The following is a 16,369-nucleotide window of genomic DNA, read 5'->3' as shown; positions in this document are numbered from 1 at the left end:
CGACAAACCCCCTTTGCTGACGACAATAGCATGATGGCACCACCTGATCCCTTCCCGAACTCAGAAGTGAAACATCATTGCGCCAATGGTAGTGTGGATTCGTCCATGTGAGAGTAGGTCATCGTCAGCTCTCTATTCTAAAGTAAAACCCCCTTTGACTTATGTCGGAGGGGGTTTTTCTTTGCGTGGGAGATTAATTTTTATTGGAACATAAAATGTTAATATGTGTTTATGATATTGTAGTTAAATTAATATAATTTTATCAAGATGTTGTGAACTATTAGAGTATTTAATTATGAACTGGGTTATTGCAAACAAAGATTGGTTATTTAGTGGAGCGGCTGTCGCTTTACCTCTCTCGGTAATAGGGTGGTTTTTCTTTAATCGAAAAAATAAACAGGTTCAAAAAGGCGGTGATAATTCAACAAATATACAAGTTGGAGGAAGTTTAAATATAGGAAATAAAAAAAATGATGAATAGGCAGAACCAACAAGCAGGTGATAACTCTAATAACCTTCAATCCAAAGAAATGACTGTTAATATACTAGGTATAGATGAAAAGCGAGCTCGTGAGGTTTTTCAAGAAATGAATTTACAGTTGAAAGATAAGTACTCTGAAGAGGCAATGAAAATCGCTCAAATTAGAATTGATGAGTTTGAGAATAGACTGATGCCTAAGATGGAAGATTTAGAAGGTGCTTTAGAAGTATTTGCAGATCCAAGCTTTCAATTATTACTTGTCGAAGCTCAAAAAACAGCTGCTGCTACCGAAAGACCCGTTGACTATGAACTTCTTTCCGAATTGTTAGTACATAGATTCCAAAAGAGAAAAAATAGAGTAGCACGTGCAGGAATCAGCCGTGCTGTAAAAATTGTAGATGAAATAGACGATGATGCCTTACTTGGATTAACGGTGTTCCATAGCATAAATAGTTTCTTACCACTAACAGGAGATATATTTCAAGGGTTAGATGTTTTAAATGAACTATTCGGGAAAGTTTTATATGGAAGTTTACCTTTGGGTAGAGATTGGCTAGATCATTTAGATATATTAGACGCTGTGCGTTTGAGTCCAATTGGTACCTTAAAGAAAATAGAGGATTATTACCCTGAGCAATTATATGGATATGTAGATGTAGGGATAAAGAAAAACTCTGAAAATTTTGATAGAGCAATGAGTATTATTGAAGCAAATAAATTACCTAAAGATATTATAATTGAGCATGCTTTGAACCCTGAATTTGTAAGAGTACCTATTTCAAATAGACAGCATATTGAATCTCTTGTCTTAACAAAACAGCTTTTTCAGCAAGGGTTTTTTATTCCTAAGTCTATAGCTTTATCAGATAGTCAGAAAAAAGCAATCAATACGATATATGATCTTTATTCGCAAGATATAAATATTAAGAATGAAAATACTCGATTATTTATAGAACACTGGGATGAAAGAGCTAATTTAAATACTCTTAAGAAGTGGTGGAATAGTATAAATATAGGTGCTGAAGTTACTTCTGTAGGAAGAGTACTAGCTCATTCCAATGCACAAAGATGCGATAAAAACCTTCCATCTCTTGATTAAAATATATTTTAAACAGTAACATTCACACTGTTTTATAGTTTATAAAGGACAAGCTATGACGACATTAAAAGTGACCTACCAAGGCGATTTGCGTACCACCGCCATTCATTTGCAGTCAAATAATGAAATCATTACTGATGCACCGACTGATAATCACGGCAAAGGCGAAGCATTTTCGCCGACTGATTTATTGGCGACTAGCTTAGCCAGTTGTATGTTGACGATTATCGGTATCAAAGCTCGTGATATGGATATCGATATTGCAGGCACTACAGCTGAAGTGACCAAAATAATGGCTGCTGATCCAAGACGAGTCAGTGAAGTACATGTTGTTATTACTTTTAATCAACCATTAGATGATAAAACGCAAAAGATATTCTATAACACCGCGCTTACTTGTCCAGTTGCGAAAAGTATCCATCCTGATATCATTCAAAAAGTGACTATTCATTCCAGAAGCCATTAATTCTAAGAGCTTTTAATTCTAAGAACTACTGATTCCAAGAATTGTTAATTCCAAAAACCAGTGACCTTTATAAGGATGGTTGAGATGGCTAGCAAAACCTTACTTATTGTTGCGCATGCGCCATCACCTAATACTAAGAAGTTGGCGCAAGCGGCTTATGATGGTGCCAATCATCCTGATATAGATATCAATGTCATAATCAAATCTCCCCAAGATACCCAGCCTGAAGATGTATTGGCAGCTGACGCGCTATTATTAGGGACGACTGAGAACTTGGCTTATATGGCAGGACTGACCAAAGACTTTTTTGATCGCTGTTATTATCGGGCGTTAGAGAAGAAGCAGGGCATGCCGTTTGCGGTATATATTCGAGCTGGGCATGATGGGACAGGTACTAAGCTTGCGCTCAAAACCATTACCACAGGACTGCGCTGGTCATGGGTGCAAGAGGCGCTGATTTTACAAGGTGATTGGCAAGAAATCTTTACTGATCAAGTCGAAGAGCTAGCGATGACACTGGCAGCTGGGGTAGAAGCGGGTATTTATTAGTTTTTTCGACGCTTTGCTTGTCGCCATTATTAATATCAAAGCTACAGTAATGAAGATATATAAGGATATTAGCAGTGTTGAATGATGATTTAGATAATAGCCAATCGATTGCTCCTACTGGAATAGCATTTTCTCAAGCGTGTGAAAATAATAAGCAGCCGATTCTAGAATTTTTACAGCAAGAGTTGCAAGGTTCTATTCATGTGTTAGAGGTTGGGTCAGGTACGGGTCAGCATAGTGTGTATTTTGCCCCTAGATTGACTCATTTAACATGGCAGACCAGTGATATGTTGGCTAATCACGCCACCATCAATGCTTGGCATGCTGCCTATCCTGCCCCTAATTTATATACACCGCTTACTTTTGATGTATCGTGTGATTCAGTGCCAATGAAAAATGCGGTCGATATACCGTATGATGCGGTATTTACCGCCAATACCTTGCATATCATGTCGTGGTCTTTAGTGGCTAAATTATTCCAATTGGTCGGTGATATGCTACCCTTAAATGGTAAGTTCATCATTTATGGACCCTTTAACGAAAATGGCAGTTATAGCAGCGCAAGCAATCGTCAGTTTGACCATAGCTTGCGCCAGCGCGATGCTAACAGCGGCATCCGTCATTTAGAAGACGTTATAGATTTGGCAAATACACATCATTTAACGTTAAATAAGCGTTATGAGATGCCATCTAACAATCAAATATTAGTATTTGAAAAACTCTATTAACGTAAAAATCTGAGTTGGTTCACTGTGATAACACTATGAATCAACTCAGCTTTATGTAAGTTCCAATCAGTAAAGATCAACCTATTTATAAATACTAACCTGTATTGCGTAGCCCTGCTGCCAAAGCGTTGATACTACGAATTAATGCATCTTCGACAGCAGGTCTATCGTCATTTTCCAGATTGTCATTGTCAGTGTTATCGGATTGGCGCATACGCTTGAGTAGCTCAATCTGGATGTAGTTAATGGGATCTAAATAGGCGTTACGCCATTCCAATGAATGAGCCAAGTCTTGTTGGTTTGAGAGTAAAGACGCCTGCTCTAGCAAGGAGTTGAGACCTGCGTGCGTCAGTTCATGCTCATCAATCACTGCCTGCATGACTTGCTCACGTAAGCTTTCGTCTTTACACAGTTGACTGTATGCACGGGCGATATTCATCTCGGATTTGGTAAAAGCCATTTCAATATTACTGATAAAGACATTGAAAAATGGCCAGTTTTTATTCATCTCCTTCATTAACGCTTCGTCTTTTTTGACGCTATCTAAAGCACTGCCCACGCCATACCAAGCGGGAAGGGTAAAGCGCGCCAATGACCAGCCAAATACCCATGGTATCGCCCGAATCGTCGATTTGCTCGGCAGTCCTTTTTTACGGTGAGCAGGACGCGAGCCAATATTGAGCAATGAAATCTCTTGTACTGGTGTGGCCTCAGAATAAAACTGATAGAAGCCCTCTGTATTATCCGTCAGCTCTCGATATTGCTGTTCGCCTGCATCTGCCAAATCAGCAAACAACGCTTCATAGCTATCTAGCTGTTTGGGTTGTTCGACAAATCGTGACGAGCTGGCTTTTAGCGCTCCCGTGATTCCCATGGTTAATTCAAACACGGCAGTATCTGGATTGGCATACTTGGCGTAAAGTACTTCGCCTTGTTCAGTGAACTTGATCTGTCCATGTAAAGTGCCAGCAGGCTGAGCAGCGATGGCTTGATGGGTTGAGCCACCACCACGACTGACGGAACCACCACGACCATGGAACAGGCGGGTGGTGATACCATATTGATTGGCGATATCGGTGATGGTTTGCTGGGCACTATATAACTGCCAAGCGGAGGTAATAATGCCGCCATCTTTAGAGGAATCTGAGTAGCCAAGCATAATCTCTTGAATGTTTCCTGAGTGCTCAAGTAAATCACGATATAGCCGATTGTCCAACACCATTGGCATAATTTTATCGATATTTTTTAAATCTTCGATGGTTTCAAACAGTGGCGCAACTGGTAGGGCAGAAAATAAATGCCCGTTCTTATCAATACCCGATAAACCTGCAAAACGCATCAGTAGCAGCACTTCTAATAGCTGACTGGCGTTATTGGTCATCGAAATTACATAGCTACCAAAAGTATCGTCGCCGACCAGTTTACGCAGTTTAGCGACAGAATTCATCAGAGCAAGCTGTTCGTGTGTTTGCGCGCTTAAGTTGTCGGTATAAATCAGCGGTGCACCTGGCTTTTCTAGCAAACGCGTTAGCCATTCTTGCCGCTCTGTTTCGCTGAGAGTGTGATAGTCGGGCAGATTCGAGGCGCTAGCAAAAATATCTGCAATGACTTCGCCGTGATAACCTGAATCTTGGCGAATATCTAGCGAGGCTAAATGGAATCCACAGGTTTTGACTAGGCGAATGGTATCAAGCAGTAAGCCTTCGCCATGCGCTTTGTCATGAGTATTGACACTTTTGCGAATAAGGCGTAAATCATCTAGCAAGGCCGTCGGTGTTGAGTAAGCCTCTTTTGCAGCCTCCTCATCTGTGCCTTGGCTTTGGATATGCTGGTTGGTCGCTTTTATTTTAGCCAGAATAATGGACAGCAGTCTTCGGTACGGCTCATTATTGTAATCATCAGGATTGTAGCAAAAGACTTTTTGATCGAGTGTGTTGTAGTCTTTGATACGGGTATAAATCTCTGGCGCGATATCGACGATAGTATCGCTATGAATCAGCTCACGACGCAATTTTCTGATCAACACTTGGTAATGGCGTAGCACGGTATTAGCATGCATCAATACCGCCATTTCAGTGGTTTCATGGGTGACGAATGGATTGCCATCTCTATCGCCGCCAATCCAAGAGCCAAAACTGACAAAGGCGGGTAAAGGGTAGTTGATTAACTCAGGATAGATATCGACGATAGCGTCTTTTATATTACGATATACTTTGGGAATGGCAGTGAATAAGCTGGCATCAAAATAGTGTAAGCCGTTGTTTATTTCATCATAAACCAAAGGTTTTCGGCTGCGAACTTCGTCTGACGACCACAGCAAGTCAATGGTTTCTGCTGTCTTTTGCTTAGCTTGCATAAAGGCTAGGCTGCCTTCGGGATAGTCGCTCATGGCATCGGTATGCTCATAGAGGGTTTGCAAGATATTCATGGTGGTGCGTCTACGGGCTTCGGTAGGATGAGCCGTAAAAACAGGAATAAATTTAAGGTGATCAATAAGCTCTTTGATTTGCGCAGGTTCGATTTGCCGCTCACGGCATTCTAACAAGGTGCGGCGAAAGGATCCTTCCCAGCTTTGATTGGACTGAGCACGCATAGTACGGCGTTGCTCACGCAGATAGTTTTCTTCAGTTAAATTGGCAAGGAAAAAGTAAATAGAGAATGCGCGAATGACGTTTTTTAAGGTTTGATTGTCTAATGAGGCAATAAGATCGATCAGCTGCTGTTTGTGTGCTGGATTATGCTCGCGGCGCTCCTGAATAAAGCCCTTGCGCAATGTTTCGATAGTACGTAGGGTATCCTCCCCAGATTGGCGAGAAATGGCCTCACCTAAAAATGCGCCTAACAATCTAACACGCGCACGCAATACGTCGTTCTTCAATAACATAATTGGCTTCCTTGGCTTTTAATCGACTCATTTATCAATGAGATAGGCTGGTTAATAATTAAGGGTCGCTGTTCTTATAGGATATGAATTAAAGTTATTTATATTCATTTGCTAAAAAATCCAAATAGCGTTTCCACGAGCGCTCATCGGCACGTGCATCATATCTATCACTGCCGAACACGCTAAAGGCATGTGGTGCACCACTATATGTCACCATCTCATGCGGTACTTTTGCTGCTTCTAATGTCTTACCCAAAGTTGCGAAGCTCTCTAGAGAGACAGATTCATCAGCAGAGCCATGGAATACTAAGATTTCTCCAGTTGTCTTGTCATAACTTTGACCTGTTGGAATATCGAAGGCACCATGGAAGGGTACAAATGCTTTTTGCTCAAATCCTGAGCGCGCCAGCTCCAGAGCAACGGTACCGCCAAAACAATATCCCATGGTAGTGCCTTTACGCACATCATTACCTTGTAGTCTTCCAGCATTCAACGCACCTTGAAGTATGCGGCGCATTTTATTGCGATTATCGTATAATTCCCCAGTTAAGCGTTTGTTTTCTTCAATAGAAGTAGGACGAACGCCTTGCCCGAACATGTCTGCCGCCAATACGTTGTAGCCCTCCGTGGCTAACATGTCAGCACGTTTGCGCTCATAGTCTGTCAATCCATCCCAATCATGAATGAGTAGGATAAAAGGCGCATTAGCTTTGTCGGCTTTGGCGTAATAGCCTTCGTATGCTTGATCATCCACGGTATAGGTAATATTTTTGGTTGTAATGGCGGCAGCTGTTTGGCTGAAAGTCAGTGCCATTAGTCCGATTGACGCACCCATTAGCAATGAGTGATAAGGTTTTTTGGACGTAGTCTTTGAAGTTGATAACATGGTATGTCGCCTTATAATCGTATAAAAAAGATAAATAGTTGGCTAAAACCATGCCCATTTTATTTATCAACTGTTTTAATGCTTCCTAAGAGCATACCTTAAAAAATCACTACATGACAAGAATCTATCGTCAACGTTGAGGCTCTGTTTAAATACGCTGAAATTACGGCTTTATCACGGCTGCAAACTTTAACCAAATATCAACAAGGAGTGCCATGAATTAGTCATATTTTTTGGCTAATATTAAAGACAGCTCTATACAAAAGTTCTAAAGAAATAGAGCCTACTTTTAATTACTAGCTAGGATGCATAATGAAAAATAATATTGATCATACTGACCCCGCTAAAGATATGAATACGGAACGTGGCAATGGCGGTGAGACTCACCAGCGCGCAGGGGATGACACCAAAGTATTGACGACCCAACAAGGTGTCATCATCTCTGACAATCAAAACTCTCTAAAAGCAGGCGCACGTGGGCCAACCTTATTAGAGGACTTTGTGTTACGAGAAAAAATCCATCATTTTGACCATGAGCGTATTCCTGAGCGTATTGTTCATGCGCGTGGTAGTGCTGCTCACGGTTATTTTGAACTCACTGAGTCGCTCGAAAAATACACCACGGCGAAAATTTTGACTGAAACAGGTAAACAGACGCCTTTATTTACCCGTTTTTCTACGGTTGCAGGTAACAAAGGCTCAAAAGATACGCCACGTGATGTGCGTGGTTTTGCTGTGAAGATTTATACCGAAGAAGGTAATTGGGACATCGTGGGTAACAACATGCCAATTTTCTTTATTCAAGATGCGATGAAGTTTCCAGACCTCATTCATGCGGTCAAACCAGAGCCGGATCGTGGATTTCCGCAAGCTGCTTCGGCGCATGACACCTTTTGGGACTTTGTGTCATTAAGTCCTGAGACCATGCATAATTTAATTTGGCTGATGAGTGATCGTGCACTACCACGCAGTTTACGCATGATGGAAGGCTTTGGTATTCACAGCTATCGTTTAATCAACAAAGAAGGCAAGAGTACCTTTGTCCGTTTCCATTGGAAACCTGTACTCGGTGTACAGTCAACCACGTGGGATGAGGCGGTAAAAATCTCAGGCGCTGACCCTGATTATCATCGCCGTGATTTGTTTGAAGCCATTAATAATGGCGACTATCCTGAATGGGAGTTTGGCGTCCAGTTATTTACTGAAGAAGAGGCTGATAAATTCCCGTTTGATCATCTAGATGCCACCAAGCTGATTCCAGAAGAGATGGTGCCAGTGAAAGTCGTGGGTAAAATGGTGCTGAACCGTTATCCCGATAATTTCTTTGCAGAAACGGAGCAAGTGGCGTTCTGTCCATCGCATCTGCCACCAGGTATCGACTTCAGTAACGATCCATTATTACAAGGTCGTTTGTTCAGTTATCTAGACACGCAATTATCACGTTTAGGTTCGCCTAATTTTGCCCAAATTCCAATCAACGCGCCGAAATGTCCGTTTGCCAATAATCAGCAAGATGGTCATATGCAGATGCAAGTACCTAAGACTCGTGTACTCTATGAACCACAAAGTTTAGACCCAACCAGACCACGTGAAAGCGCCAAGCGTGGCTTTGAATCATTCCATGAGCAGTTGGATGATGGTGTGAAAGGTCGCGTGCGCGCAGAGAGCTTTGCCGATCATTATAGTCAACCGCGCATGTTCTATCGTAGCCAAACACCAGCTGAGCAAGCGCACATTGCTTCTGCTTATGCCTTTGAGCTAGGTAAAGTAGATACGGCGCATGTACGTACGCGTATGCTGAGTCATCTACCGCATATCGATGAAGACTTGGCAAATCGTGTGGCAAAAGCGCTAGGTATGGAACTGCCAGAGCCTGCTGATGCCGCTGCTCCTGTACAGGATATGGCGACATCGAAAGCAGTACAAACGATTGGTCTAACGCCTAAGAGTTTAAAAGGCCGTTTGATTGGTATCTTGGTCGCTGAAGGCTCAAAGCATAGTGAAATCAAAAAGTTCGAAGAGGCGGCAAAAGCGCAGGGTGCTAGCGTGAAAATCGTTGCACCCAATAAGGAAGTTGTCTTAGATGATGAGACGCGCATACAGGCTGATGAGCGTCTCGCTGGCGGTCCATCAGTGATGTTTGACGCAGTCGTGAGTATCATTATGCCAGAGCAAGCTAAGAAGCTAGCCAAAGACAGCTCAGCATTAGATTGGTTCAACGATGCGTATGGTCATTGCAAAGCCATTGCTTATTGCGGCGCGACCGATGAGTTTATCTTAAGTAAGCTACCTATCGAAAAAGATGCCTTTGTCACGCCACTAGCTGAATTGGATACTTTTATTGAGAATGCCAAATCTCGTCTGTGGGAACGTGAGCCAAAGGTTCGTGATTTGGCGTAGTTTTTTTAGACCTCTAATAAAGAACTCAGCCTTAGCGCTGGGTTTTTTATTGAATTTTTAAAGCTAATTTCAGAGTGCTTGGTAGCGCCCAAATATTTGAAAATAGAATAAAAACTCAATGTGTATTTTAGTTGTTTTTTTGTTAAATAAAGTTTAAATTATCTAACAATACTATTCGTCCGGAATTTTTATCGTGAAAACACTTAATAAGAATTTATCACTTAGTTTGTTGATTCTACTGACAGGCAGTCTAGTAGGTTGTGGCGGATCAAGTGGCAGCGATAATGCTGCTTCTAACGAACAGATAAATACTGAAAAACCGAAACCCGAAAAACCCAAGCCAGAAAATTCAAAACCCAGACCTGAAATACCGAAACCTGAAGCAGTAGAGCTAAAAGATACTTTGACCCTACCTTCATTACCTCTCAATAATAAGCCATTAGATATTGAAGCTAATAATGACGGATTGAATGACCTTAAAACAGGAATATTTGATATTGACATTGGTCGCTACGAGGATAATAACCCGCAGGGTTATAGCTGTACGGACAAGAATCGAACATATTGTACTTTTGTTAAACAGTACAAGCTGGACGAAAGTTTAAATAAAATTGTTGAACGCCATTGGATGTATGAGCCTGCATTAAAGCAATGGCTCTCAGTCAGTGATGGTATTACGGAAGACTTTTTTTATAATAGATACTTTACTGGAGATACTCTAAGCTACAATGGCAAATGGGGCAGCCGCGACGAACTTACGTTTCCTGATTATAGAAGTGATTTTAAGGTAGGCGCGGGTAAGCTGATTTTTGATAAAGGCAGCTCAAAATATGACGTTATTATTAAAGCGGTAGGTCTTCCGGGCGGGGCTAAAAGATACAATATCGACTTTATTTTAACGCAAGGTGAGGTAATAACGCTTGAAGATGTGGATTTTTTCTCAGGAAATAATCAATCAGGAGATGCCAACAAGTATTCAACATTAAAAGCGTATCGTGACGCTCACTCAAAAATTGAAGATTTGGTTTGTGCGCTTAAATTGAGTAACAGTGGACTGGTCTTTAACAAAGACATTCTTGGTGCTACTTTGTATAATATACAACCAGTTTGTACTTATGCCATCAATTATAATGTTTCACCTCAAATACTAGAAGAAGGCGTCAAAACAGTAGCTGGGAAAAAAGTAATTTATCTAAATAACCCCACTGATATGTCATTAGAGGCCTCTAAAAATACCAGTGAGCAGCAGTATCTGATGGCAATTGCATTGGGTAGTGATGGAGTTGCTCAAATGGGCCGAGCATATCAACCAGGGTTTGGCTACTCTTTAGAAACCCAGATTTATGATAGAAAAGGAATTTATCAGTATATGGAAATCACCAGTGACGATAAAGAGGCATTGGTTTTACCATTCTAATTTAAAAACAGCATGAATTAATAGGCAGTAAAAACTCAAATAAAAACCTAACATTAATGTTAGGTTTTTGCTTTTTAGCCAATGATGATTAAGCCAAAAAAAGAGCTAAGAAGCAAACCTATTTCAGATAAAGCCCATCTCAAGAAAAATAGTCACAAGCGTTCACTCAAAGTCATTACAAGTTGAATGGTGGGCGCTATACTAAATCCTATTAAGGCGCATTAAAAGCGCCTCCTATAGTAGGGATACTATAACAGTGAGCAATCATGTAGCAGGGAATGCAAATGAGTTTATGTGAAATTATACGTTTAGAAGGATATATCCAAAGTACTTATCTTGCGGTATATCCAGATAAAATCATGCTGCTGGACGGTGGTTGCCGCCCTGATGTAGCGATGGTATTAGATTATATTAGAACGACGTTACAGCGACCAATCAGCGATCTAAAAGTCGTCGTGGTGACCCATATGCATCCTGATCATGCAGGCGGCGCTCATCAATTTAGAAAAGAGACGGGCTGTATCATTGTTTCGGCAGAAAAAAAGCATCAATGGTATCGCGGTATCGGTGGGCATGCCATGCATTTTGTGGATATAAATCTTGCGCATTATGTGGCCAGACGTCAAGGTCGCTCCCTTAAAAATCTGTATTATCCTGCCCATCTTACGCCTGATATTATCGTTAAAGATGGGGATAGCGTGCCAAAATTTGATGAATGGCGAGTACTGGAAACACCCGGTCATACAGATCGTGATTTATCTCTATTTCATATACCAAGTCGGCAAGTCTATACGGCAGATTTAATTATCAAACTGCGTCATAAGTTCGTGGCGCCTTTTCCTATTTATGATCCTAAAGTCTATATTCAGTCACTACAAAGAATAAAGGCGTTAAAACCTTCTATGGTCATGATGGCACATGGATGTGAGCTGGCAATCGACGCAGAAACGTTTGATATGCTGATTACGCAAGCACCCAAGCATCCACGGACGATTAAAGACACGATTAAGCATAAGCTACTGTGGCGAAAAGACGCTGACTTCACTATTTTTAAACGAAACCGTAAAAAATAAAGTGAAATTTTAAACAAAAAAAAGCCCAGTCACTATTAACATAATGACTGGGTTTTCTAAATATGGTGGGCCGACCGCGACTCGAACGCGGGACCAATTGATTAAAAGTCAACTGCTCTACCAACTGAGCTATCGGCCCTGAAGAGTATATAAAAAAGCATGGCTTTTTTAACTCTGCAAGTGAATTTACAACTTCGTAAATTCGGTGAAGTTTTCTAAAAGAAAGCTTCTTAAACTTTGTTACTTATTATGCCAATACCTGATAGGGCAATGTACATAACAAGCATAATACTAAATATGGTGGGCCGACCGCGACTCGAACGCGGGACCAATTGATTAAAAGTCAACTGCTCTACCAACTGAGCTATCGGCCCTGAGCGAAGATAAAATGAAGTAGTACTTCATCTGAGTGCAAGAGAATTTACATTTTCGTAAATTCTAAAAACTCTATACCTTTACTAGGTTTATATCTACTACAAGATAAATTTCCTTGAAGGCAAACTTATTAAAACTAGACATCTAAAAAATGTCTTTAAACTTAATTTTTAATATTAGGTTAATCAACATTAAAAGAGGCATTAAGTTTGTTTCAACGTTTAAAGAATTTCTATCCCTAAACGTGAGAGCACATTATATACACTATCAGGACAATTACAACCCCGTAATATAAAAAAAGTGCAATTAATGCGAAAAAATGCGTTTTTTTATATAATTTGGCTTATTGGTGGCTGTTTCATGGCAGTAAATGCCTATTTAAAACGTCAGTCGCGACGTTTTAGTCCCTAGACAGTGCTTCAACAGGATCTAATTTAGCAGCATTACGCGCTGGCAAGAATCCAAATACGACACCAATCAGTGTTGAACATATAAATGCAGCAATGATAGAGGTTGGTGAGTAAATCACTTTAAAGCTATCACCAGCAAAATTATTAATGATTTCACCAATAGCAAAGGCCAGTCCAATACCTAATAAGCCGCCCAAAATACAGACGAGTACGGCTTCTATCAAAAACTGCTGCATGATATCGTTTTGACGAGCCCCAACTGCCATACGTACACCAATTTCATTAGTGCGTTCCGTGACCGATACTAGCATAATATTCATCACACCAATACCACCAACGATCAATGAGATAACAGCAACCGATGAGATGAGCAGTGTCATAGTACCTGTCGTTGATTCAATGGTCTGACGAATAGAATCTGAGTTAATAATATTAAAATCATCTTTACCATGGCGACCTTCTATTATGTCGGAAATAGCTGACTCAGCTACACTAGATGAGACACTATCATCTAACAGTGCTATAAAACTATCAATATTTGCACTACCAGTTATACGTGACATCACAGTGGTATAAGGCATATATATGACAGGTGTCGTGCTACTTGGTCCAAAGCCACCGTCGCTTGCCTCAAGGACGCCAACCACGCGTCCAGGCACACTACCGATGAGTATGACTTCTCCGATAGGGTTATCTATATCTGCAAAAAAAGCACTCTTGGCATTGTCATCGATAATAATATCTTGACTGCGAAGGTCGATACTTTGCGAATCGAAACCTTGACCTAATGCCAGCGTCTCACCAGTGACCTCTAGATAATACTCACCAACACCATTGATGGTCGAGTCTTCCTGCACGCTGCGATAGCGTACACTAGAGCTGGTATTGACTTGAGGGCTCACATTGATAACATACGGTTGACTGCTGACCGCTTCTGCATCTTCTGGTGTGAGGTTGTCGTCATTATATTTACGTCGCGGGTCGCCTCTAGGGTAGCCGTCATTGACGGTGATGGTATTGGTTCCTAGCGAGCTAATATTTGCGAGAATTTGCTGCTGAGAGCCTTGACCAAGACCAACGATAGACACAACCGCAGCGATACCGATGATAATGCCTAACATGGTCAACAAGGTGCGCATCTTGTGTGCACGCATGGCAAGTAAGGACATTTTAAAAGCTTCGAGCAAACGATCCACAAAACTGCCAAAGGCACTTTTACGATGTCCACCGAGGATAGATTCTGGGTGTTGAGTTGTCGGTTTATAATGCTCAGTTTTGTAATCTGCAATGACGTAACCATCTTTTAACTCAATAACTCGTTCGGCTTGGGCAGCAAGTTTGGGATCATGAGTGACCATGATAATGGTATGACCTTTAGCATTTAGATCATGTAAGATCGCCATCACGTCTTCGCCAGATTTGCTATCTAGTGCACCAGTTGGCTCATCTGCTAAGATAACATCGCCACCATTCATCAGGGCACGAGCAACAGAAACACGCTGCTGTTGGCCGCCTGAGAGCTGGCTAGGACGATTATTTACTTTTTCACCAAGACCTAGATCAGTCAAGAGCTTTTCTGCGCGATTGATTCGTGCCTCAGTGTTCATACCAGCATATACGGCAGGGACGGCAACGTTATCTTTAGCGCTAATGTCACCAAGCAGGTGGTAGCGCTGAAAGATAAAGCCAAAATGCTCTCGGCGTAACTCAGCCAATTCATCTGCCTCTAGCTTGTTTGCTGATTGGCCATAAATCTTATAGTCACCTGCTGTCGCCTGATCTAAGCAACCCAAGATATTCATTAGTGTAGACTTACCAGAGCCAGATTGCCCGATAATCGCGACCATTTCACCTTGATTAATCGTTAAATTAACCTCGTGCAATACGCGAATGGTTTGCTCTCCGGCAGCAAACTCTCGAATAATACCCGACAGCTCCATAATTGGCTTGTCAGCGGTAGCTGCAGTATTGATATTATTCGGTGATTTGGTTTCTATCGAAGCACTAGTGCTGTCAGTCGGCTGTTTAGTAGATTGAGATATAGTCATAGCAATGTCTTTAATCAAAGATAGTGAGTGTCGTGAGAAAAGGGCTAAGTTGCTCAAGCCCTTTTATCGTTAACATAGTCAAAGAATTAATTACATCCTTGGAGTACCAGGTATACGAGTACCACCACCACCACGGTTACCTGGAGCTTTGGCACTAGCTTCGCCGATGATGACTTGCTCACCTTCTTCCAATCCGCTTAAAATTTGCGCATTTACTCGGTTATCAATGCCCACTTCTACTGTGCGAGGTTCTACTGTGCCGTCATCATTTAGTACGCGTACAACCTTGCTGGTTTTTGCTTGACCTTCAGTTTGATTTCTCGCGGGTCTTTCTTGTATGGCTGCTGATGGTACAAGTAGGGTATCTTTGGCTTGATCGATGATGATATAAATCTGGGCGGTCATATCAATACGAAATAATCGCTCAGGGTTAGCTACTTCTACGTAGCCAACATAGTAGATTGCAGAATCGGTTGAGCTGGTCTTGCTAATTTCCTCGGGTGCCGGCTCAATAGCTGTCAGTGTCGCATCATACTGCTTGTCTGGATTACCGATGATATTAAAGTAGGCGGGCATACCAGCATTGACATTGATAACATCGGCTTCGGAGATTTGTGCGTTGATTCTAACAGTAGACAAATCTGCTAAAGTTACGATGGTCGGGGCTGTTTGATTGGCATTGACCGTCGTGCCTTGCTCTGTGGTCACTGAGACGACAGTACCTGATATTGGCGCGCGAATCGTTGTATAGCTAAGGTCTTCTTGAGCCGTTGCGACATTGGTTTGAGACTTTCGTAATGCTGCTTGTTGGCTATTGATGTTTGCAGTGGCTGTTGCAATGGCGGCTTGTGCTGTATCAATAGCAGCGCGGGCATTGGCTACTGATGCCTGAGCGGTAGCAACCTTTGTCGCTTGCGTATCATAATCCTGCTGCGATATCGCATCGATAGCCAGTAAGCCTTGCAAGCGCGCAAAGTCAGACTGTGCTTGTTTGAGCTCAGACTGACGGCTGGCAAGATCGGCATAGGCACTTTTTAGACTCGCTTGTTTGCTTAACGATTCTGCTTGCGCACTTTGTAGCGCGGCTTCACTTTGCTCAAGACTGGCTTGTTCATTGCTCAGGCTGTTCTTCTGAGTCACTTGATCAATCTGTGCAATCAAATCGCCTTGTTTCACCTCGTCACCCACTTCTACATAGAGGTTTGTGACCTCACCAGAAACCTGTGCACCGACATCGACGGTATTAAGTGCTTTAACTTTACCTGATGCCATGACATTGTTTTCGATATCACCAACCTCAACAGGTGCGGTTAAATAACTGGGTTTTTCTTCCTCTGGTTTTAAAAAAGTATAGGCCAAAGCCCCTAATGCTACGATGATTAAGGCGATGACACCCCATTTGATAGCAGACTTTTTGCTTATTTTGCGCATAACAACAATCCAGTCACAATGAAATCAAGTGTACATATAGTAGAGGCTTGAAGTCCAAAAGGGAATGGTAATTAGTTTAAGAAAGGTTAAGAAGTTCAGCAGTAGAGATAAGGCAGACTATA

At 41.7% G+C, this 16,369-nt stretch carries 12 protein-coding genes, 2 tRNA genes and 1 rRNA gene; 9 read left to right on the top strand and 6 right to left on the bottom strand.

Annotated elements, in window-relative coordinates:
* Nucleotides 1-15: 15 nt before the first annotated feature.
* The 6 genes from rrf to JMX95_RS02625 all read left to right on the top strand — a co-directional run bounded on the left by rrf (nucleotide 16) and on the right by JMX95_RS02625 (nucleotide 3,323).
* Nucleotides 16-130 (top strand): 5S ribosomal RNA (gene rrf / locus JMX95_RS02650).
* A gap of 165 nt (nucleotides 131-295) precedes the next feature.
* The gene (locus JMX95_RS02645; RefSeq protein ID WP_201553421.1) at nucleotides 296-481 is read left to right on the top strand and encodes a hypothetical protein; all 186 of its coding nucleotides are present in this window, start codon (nucleotides 296-298) and stop codon (nucleotides 479-481) included.
* Nucleotides 471-1,580, top strand: coding sequence for an LPO_1073/Vpar_1526 family protein (locus tag JMX95_RS02640; protein WP_201553423.1), 1,110 nt, complete (start codon nucleotides 471-473; stop codon nucleotides 1,578-1,580). Before JMX95_RS02645 ends, JMX95_RS02640 begins: the two co-directional genes overlap by 11 nt.
* A gap of 55 nt (nucleotides 1,581-1,635) precedes the next feature.
* A complete protein-coding gene (locus JMX95_RS02635) occupies nucleotides 1,636-2,046 on the top strand; it encodes an OsmC family protein (protein WP_201559972.1) in 411 nt (136 codons plus the stop codon).
* 84 nt (nucleotides 2,047-2,130) lie between these two features.
* The gene (locus tag JMX95_RS02630; protein WP_201553427.1) at nucleotides 2,131-2,595 is read left to right on the top strand and encodes a flavodoxin family protein; all 465 of its coding nucleotides are present in this window, start codon (nucleotides 2,131-2,133) and stop codon (nucleotides 2,593-2,595) included.
* A 74-nt stretch (nucleotides 2,596-2,669) separates the two neighbouring features.
* Nucleotides 2,670-3,323, top strand: coding sequence for a DUF938 domain-containing protein (locus JMX95_RS02625; RefSeq protein ID WP_201553429.1), 654 nt, complete (start codon nucleotides 2,670-2,672; stop codon nucleotides 3,321-3,323).
* A 94-nt stretch (nucleotides 3,324-3,417) separates the two neighbouring features.
* Here the strand turns inward: JMX95_RS02625 and ppc are convergent, their stop codons facing one another.
* Both ppc and JMX95_RS02615 read right to left on the bottom strand, forming a co-directional pair.
* Entirely contained in the window at nucleotides 3,418-6,207 is a 2,790-nt protein-coding gene (gene ppc / locus JMX95_RS02620) for a phosphoenolpyruvate carboxylase (RefSeq protein WP_201553431.1), read from the bottom strand.
* A gap of 94 nt (nucleotides 6,208-6,301) precedes the next feature.
* Nucleotides 6,302-7,093 (bottom strand): dienelactone hydrolase family protein, encoded by a 792-nt coding sequence (locus tag JMX95_RS02615; protein WP_201553433.1) that lies wholly within the window; start codon nucleotides 7,091-7,093, stop codon nucleotides 6,302-6,304.
* Nucleotides 7,094-7,405: 312 nt separating this feature from the next.
* Between JMX95_RS02615 and JMX95_RS02610 the strand changes: the two genes are divergently transcribed.
* The 3 genes from JMX95_RS02610 (at nucleotide 7,406) to JMX95_RS02600 (ending at nucleotide 11,983) form a co-directional block, all read left to right on the top strand.
* Nucleotides 7,406-9,493: a catalase gene (locus JMX95_RS02610; RefSeq protein WP_201553435.1), complete on the top strand. Its 2,088-nt coding sequence runs from the start codon at nucleotides 7,406-7,408 to the stop codon at nucleotides 9,491-9,493.
* A 193-nt stretch (nucleotides 9,494-9,686) separates the two neighbouring features.
* Nucleotides 9,687-10,910 (top strand): hypothetical protein, encoded by a 1,224-nt coding sequence (locus tag JMX95_RS02605; RefSeq protein WP_201553436.1) that lies wholly within the window; start codon nucleotides 9,687-9,689, stop codon nucleotides 10,908-10,910.
* Between the two features lie 284 nt (nucleotides 10,911-11,194).
* Entirely contained in the window at nucleotides 11,195-11,983 is a 789-nt protein-coding gene (locus JMX95_RS02600) for an MBL fold metallo-hydrolase (RefSeq protein ID WP_201553445.1), read from the top strand.
* Between the two features lie 63 nt (nucleotides 11,984-12,046).
* On the opposite strand, the gene JMX95_RS02595 is transcribed toward JMX95_RS02600, so the two are convergent.
* The 4 genes from JMX95_RS02595 to JMX95_RS02580 all read right to left on the bottom strand — a co-directional run bounded on the left by JMX95_RS02595 (nucleotide 12,047) and on the right by JMX95_RS02580 (nucleotide 16,247).
* Nucleotides 12,047-12,122: transfer RNA gene (locus JMX95_RS02595), tRNA-Lys, on the bottom strand.
* A gap of 159 nt (nucleotides 12,123-12,281) precedes the next feature.
* A tRNA-Lys gene (locus JMX95_RS02590) sits at nucleotides 12,282-12,357 on the bottom strand.
* A 401-nt stretch (nucleotides 12,358-12,758) separates the two neighbouring features.
* Nucleotides 12,759-14,708 (bottom strand): MacB family efflux pump subunit, encoded by a 1,950-nt coding sequence (locus JMX95_RS02585; RefSeq protein ID WP_227675939.1) that lies wholly within the window; start codon nucleotides 14,706-14,708, stop codon nucleotides 12,759-12,761.
* 198 nt (nucleotides 14,709-14,906) lie between these two features.
* Nucleotides 14,907-16,247, bottom strand: a complete 1,341-nt coding sequence (locus tag JMX95_RS02580; RefSeq protein ID WP_201559971.1) for an efflux RND transporter periplasmic adaptor subunit — start codon at nucleotides 16,245-16,247, stop codon at nucleotides 14,907-14,909.
* Nucleotides 16,248-16,369: the final 122 nt, after the last annotated feature.

Origin of the sequence: Psychrobacter sp. NC44 (assembly GCF_904846655.1) — a bacterium.
Taxonomy (GTDB): Bacteria; Pseudomonadota; Gammaproteobacteria; order Pseudomonadales; family Moraxellaceae; genus Psychrobacter.
This window is presented reverse-complemented; position numbering and strand designations above follow the sequence as displayed.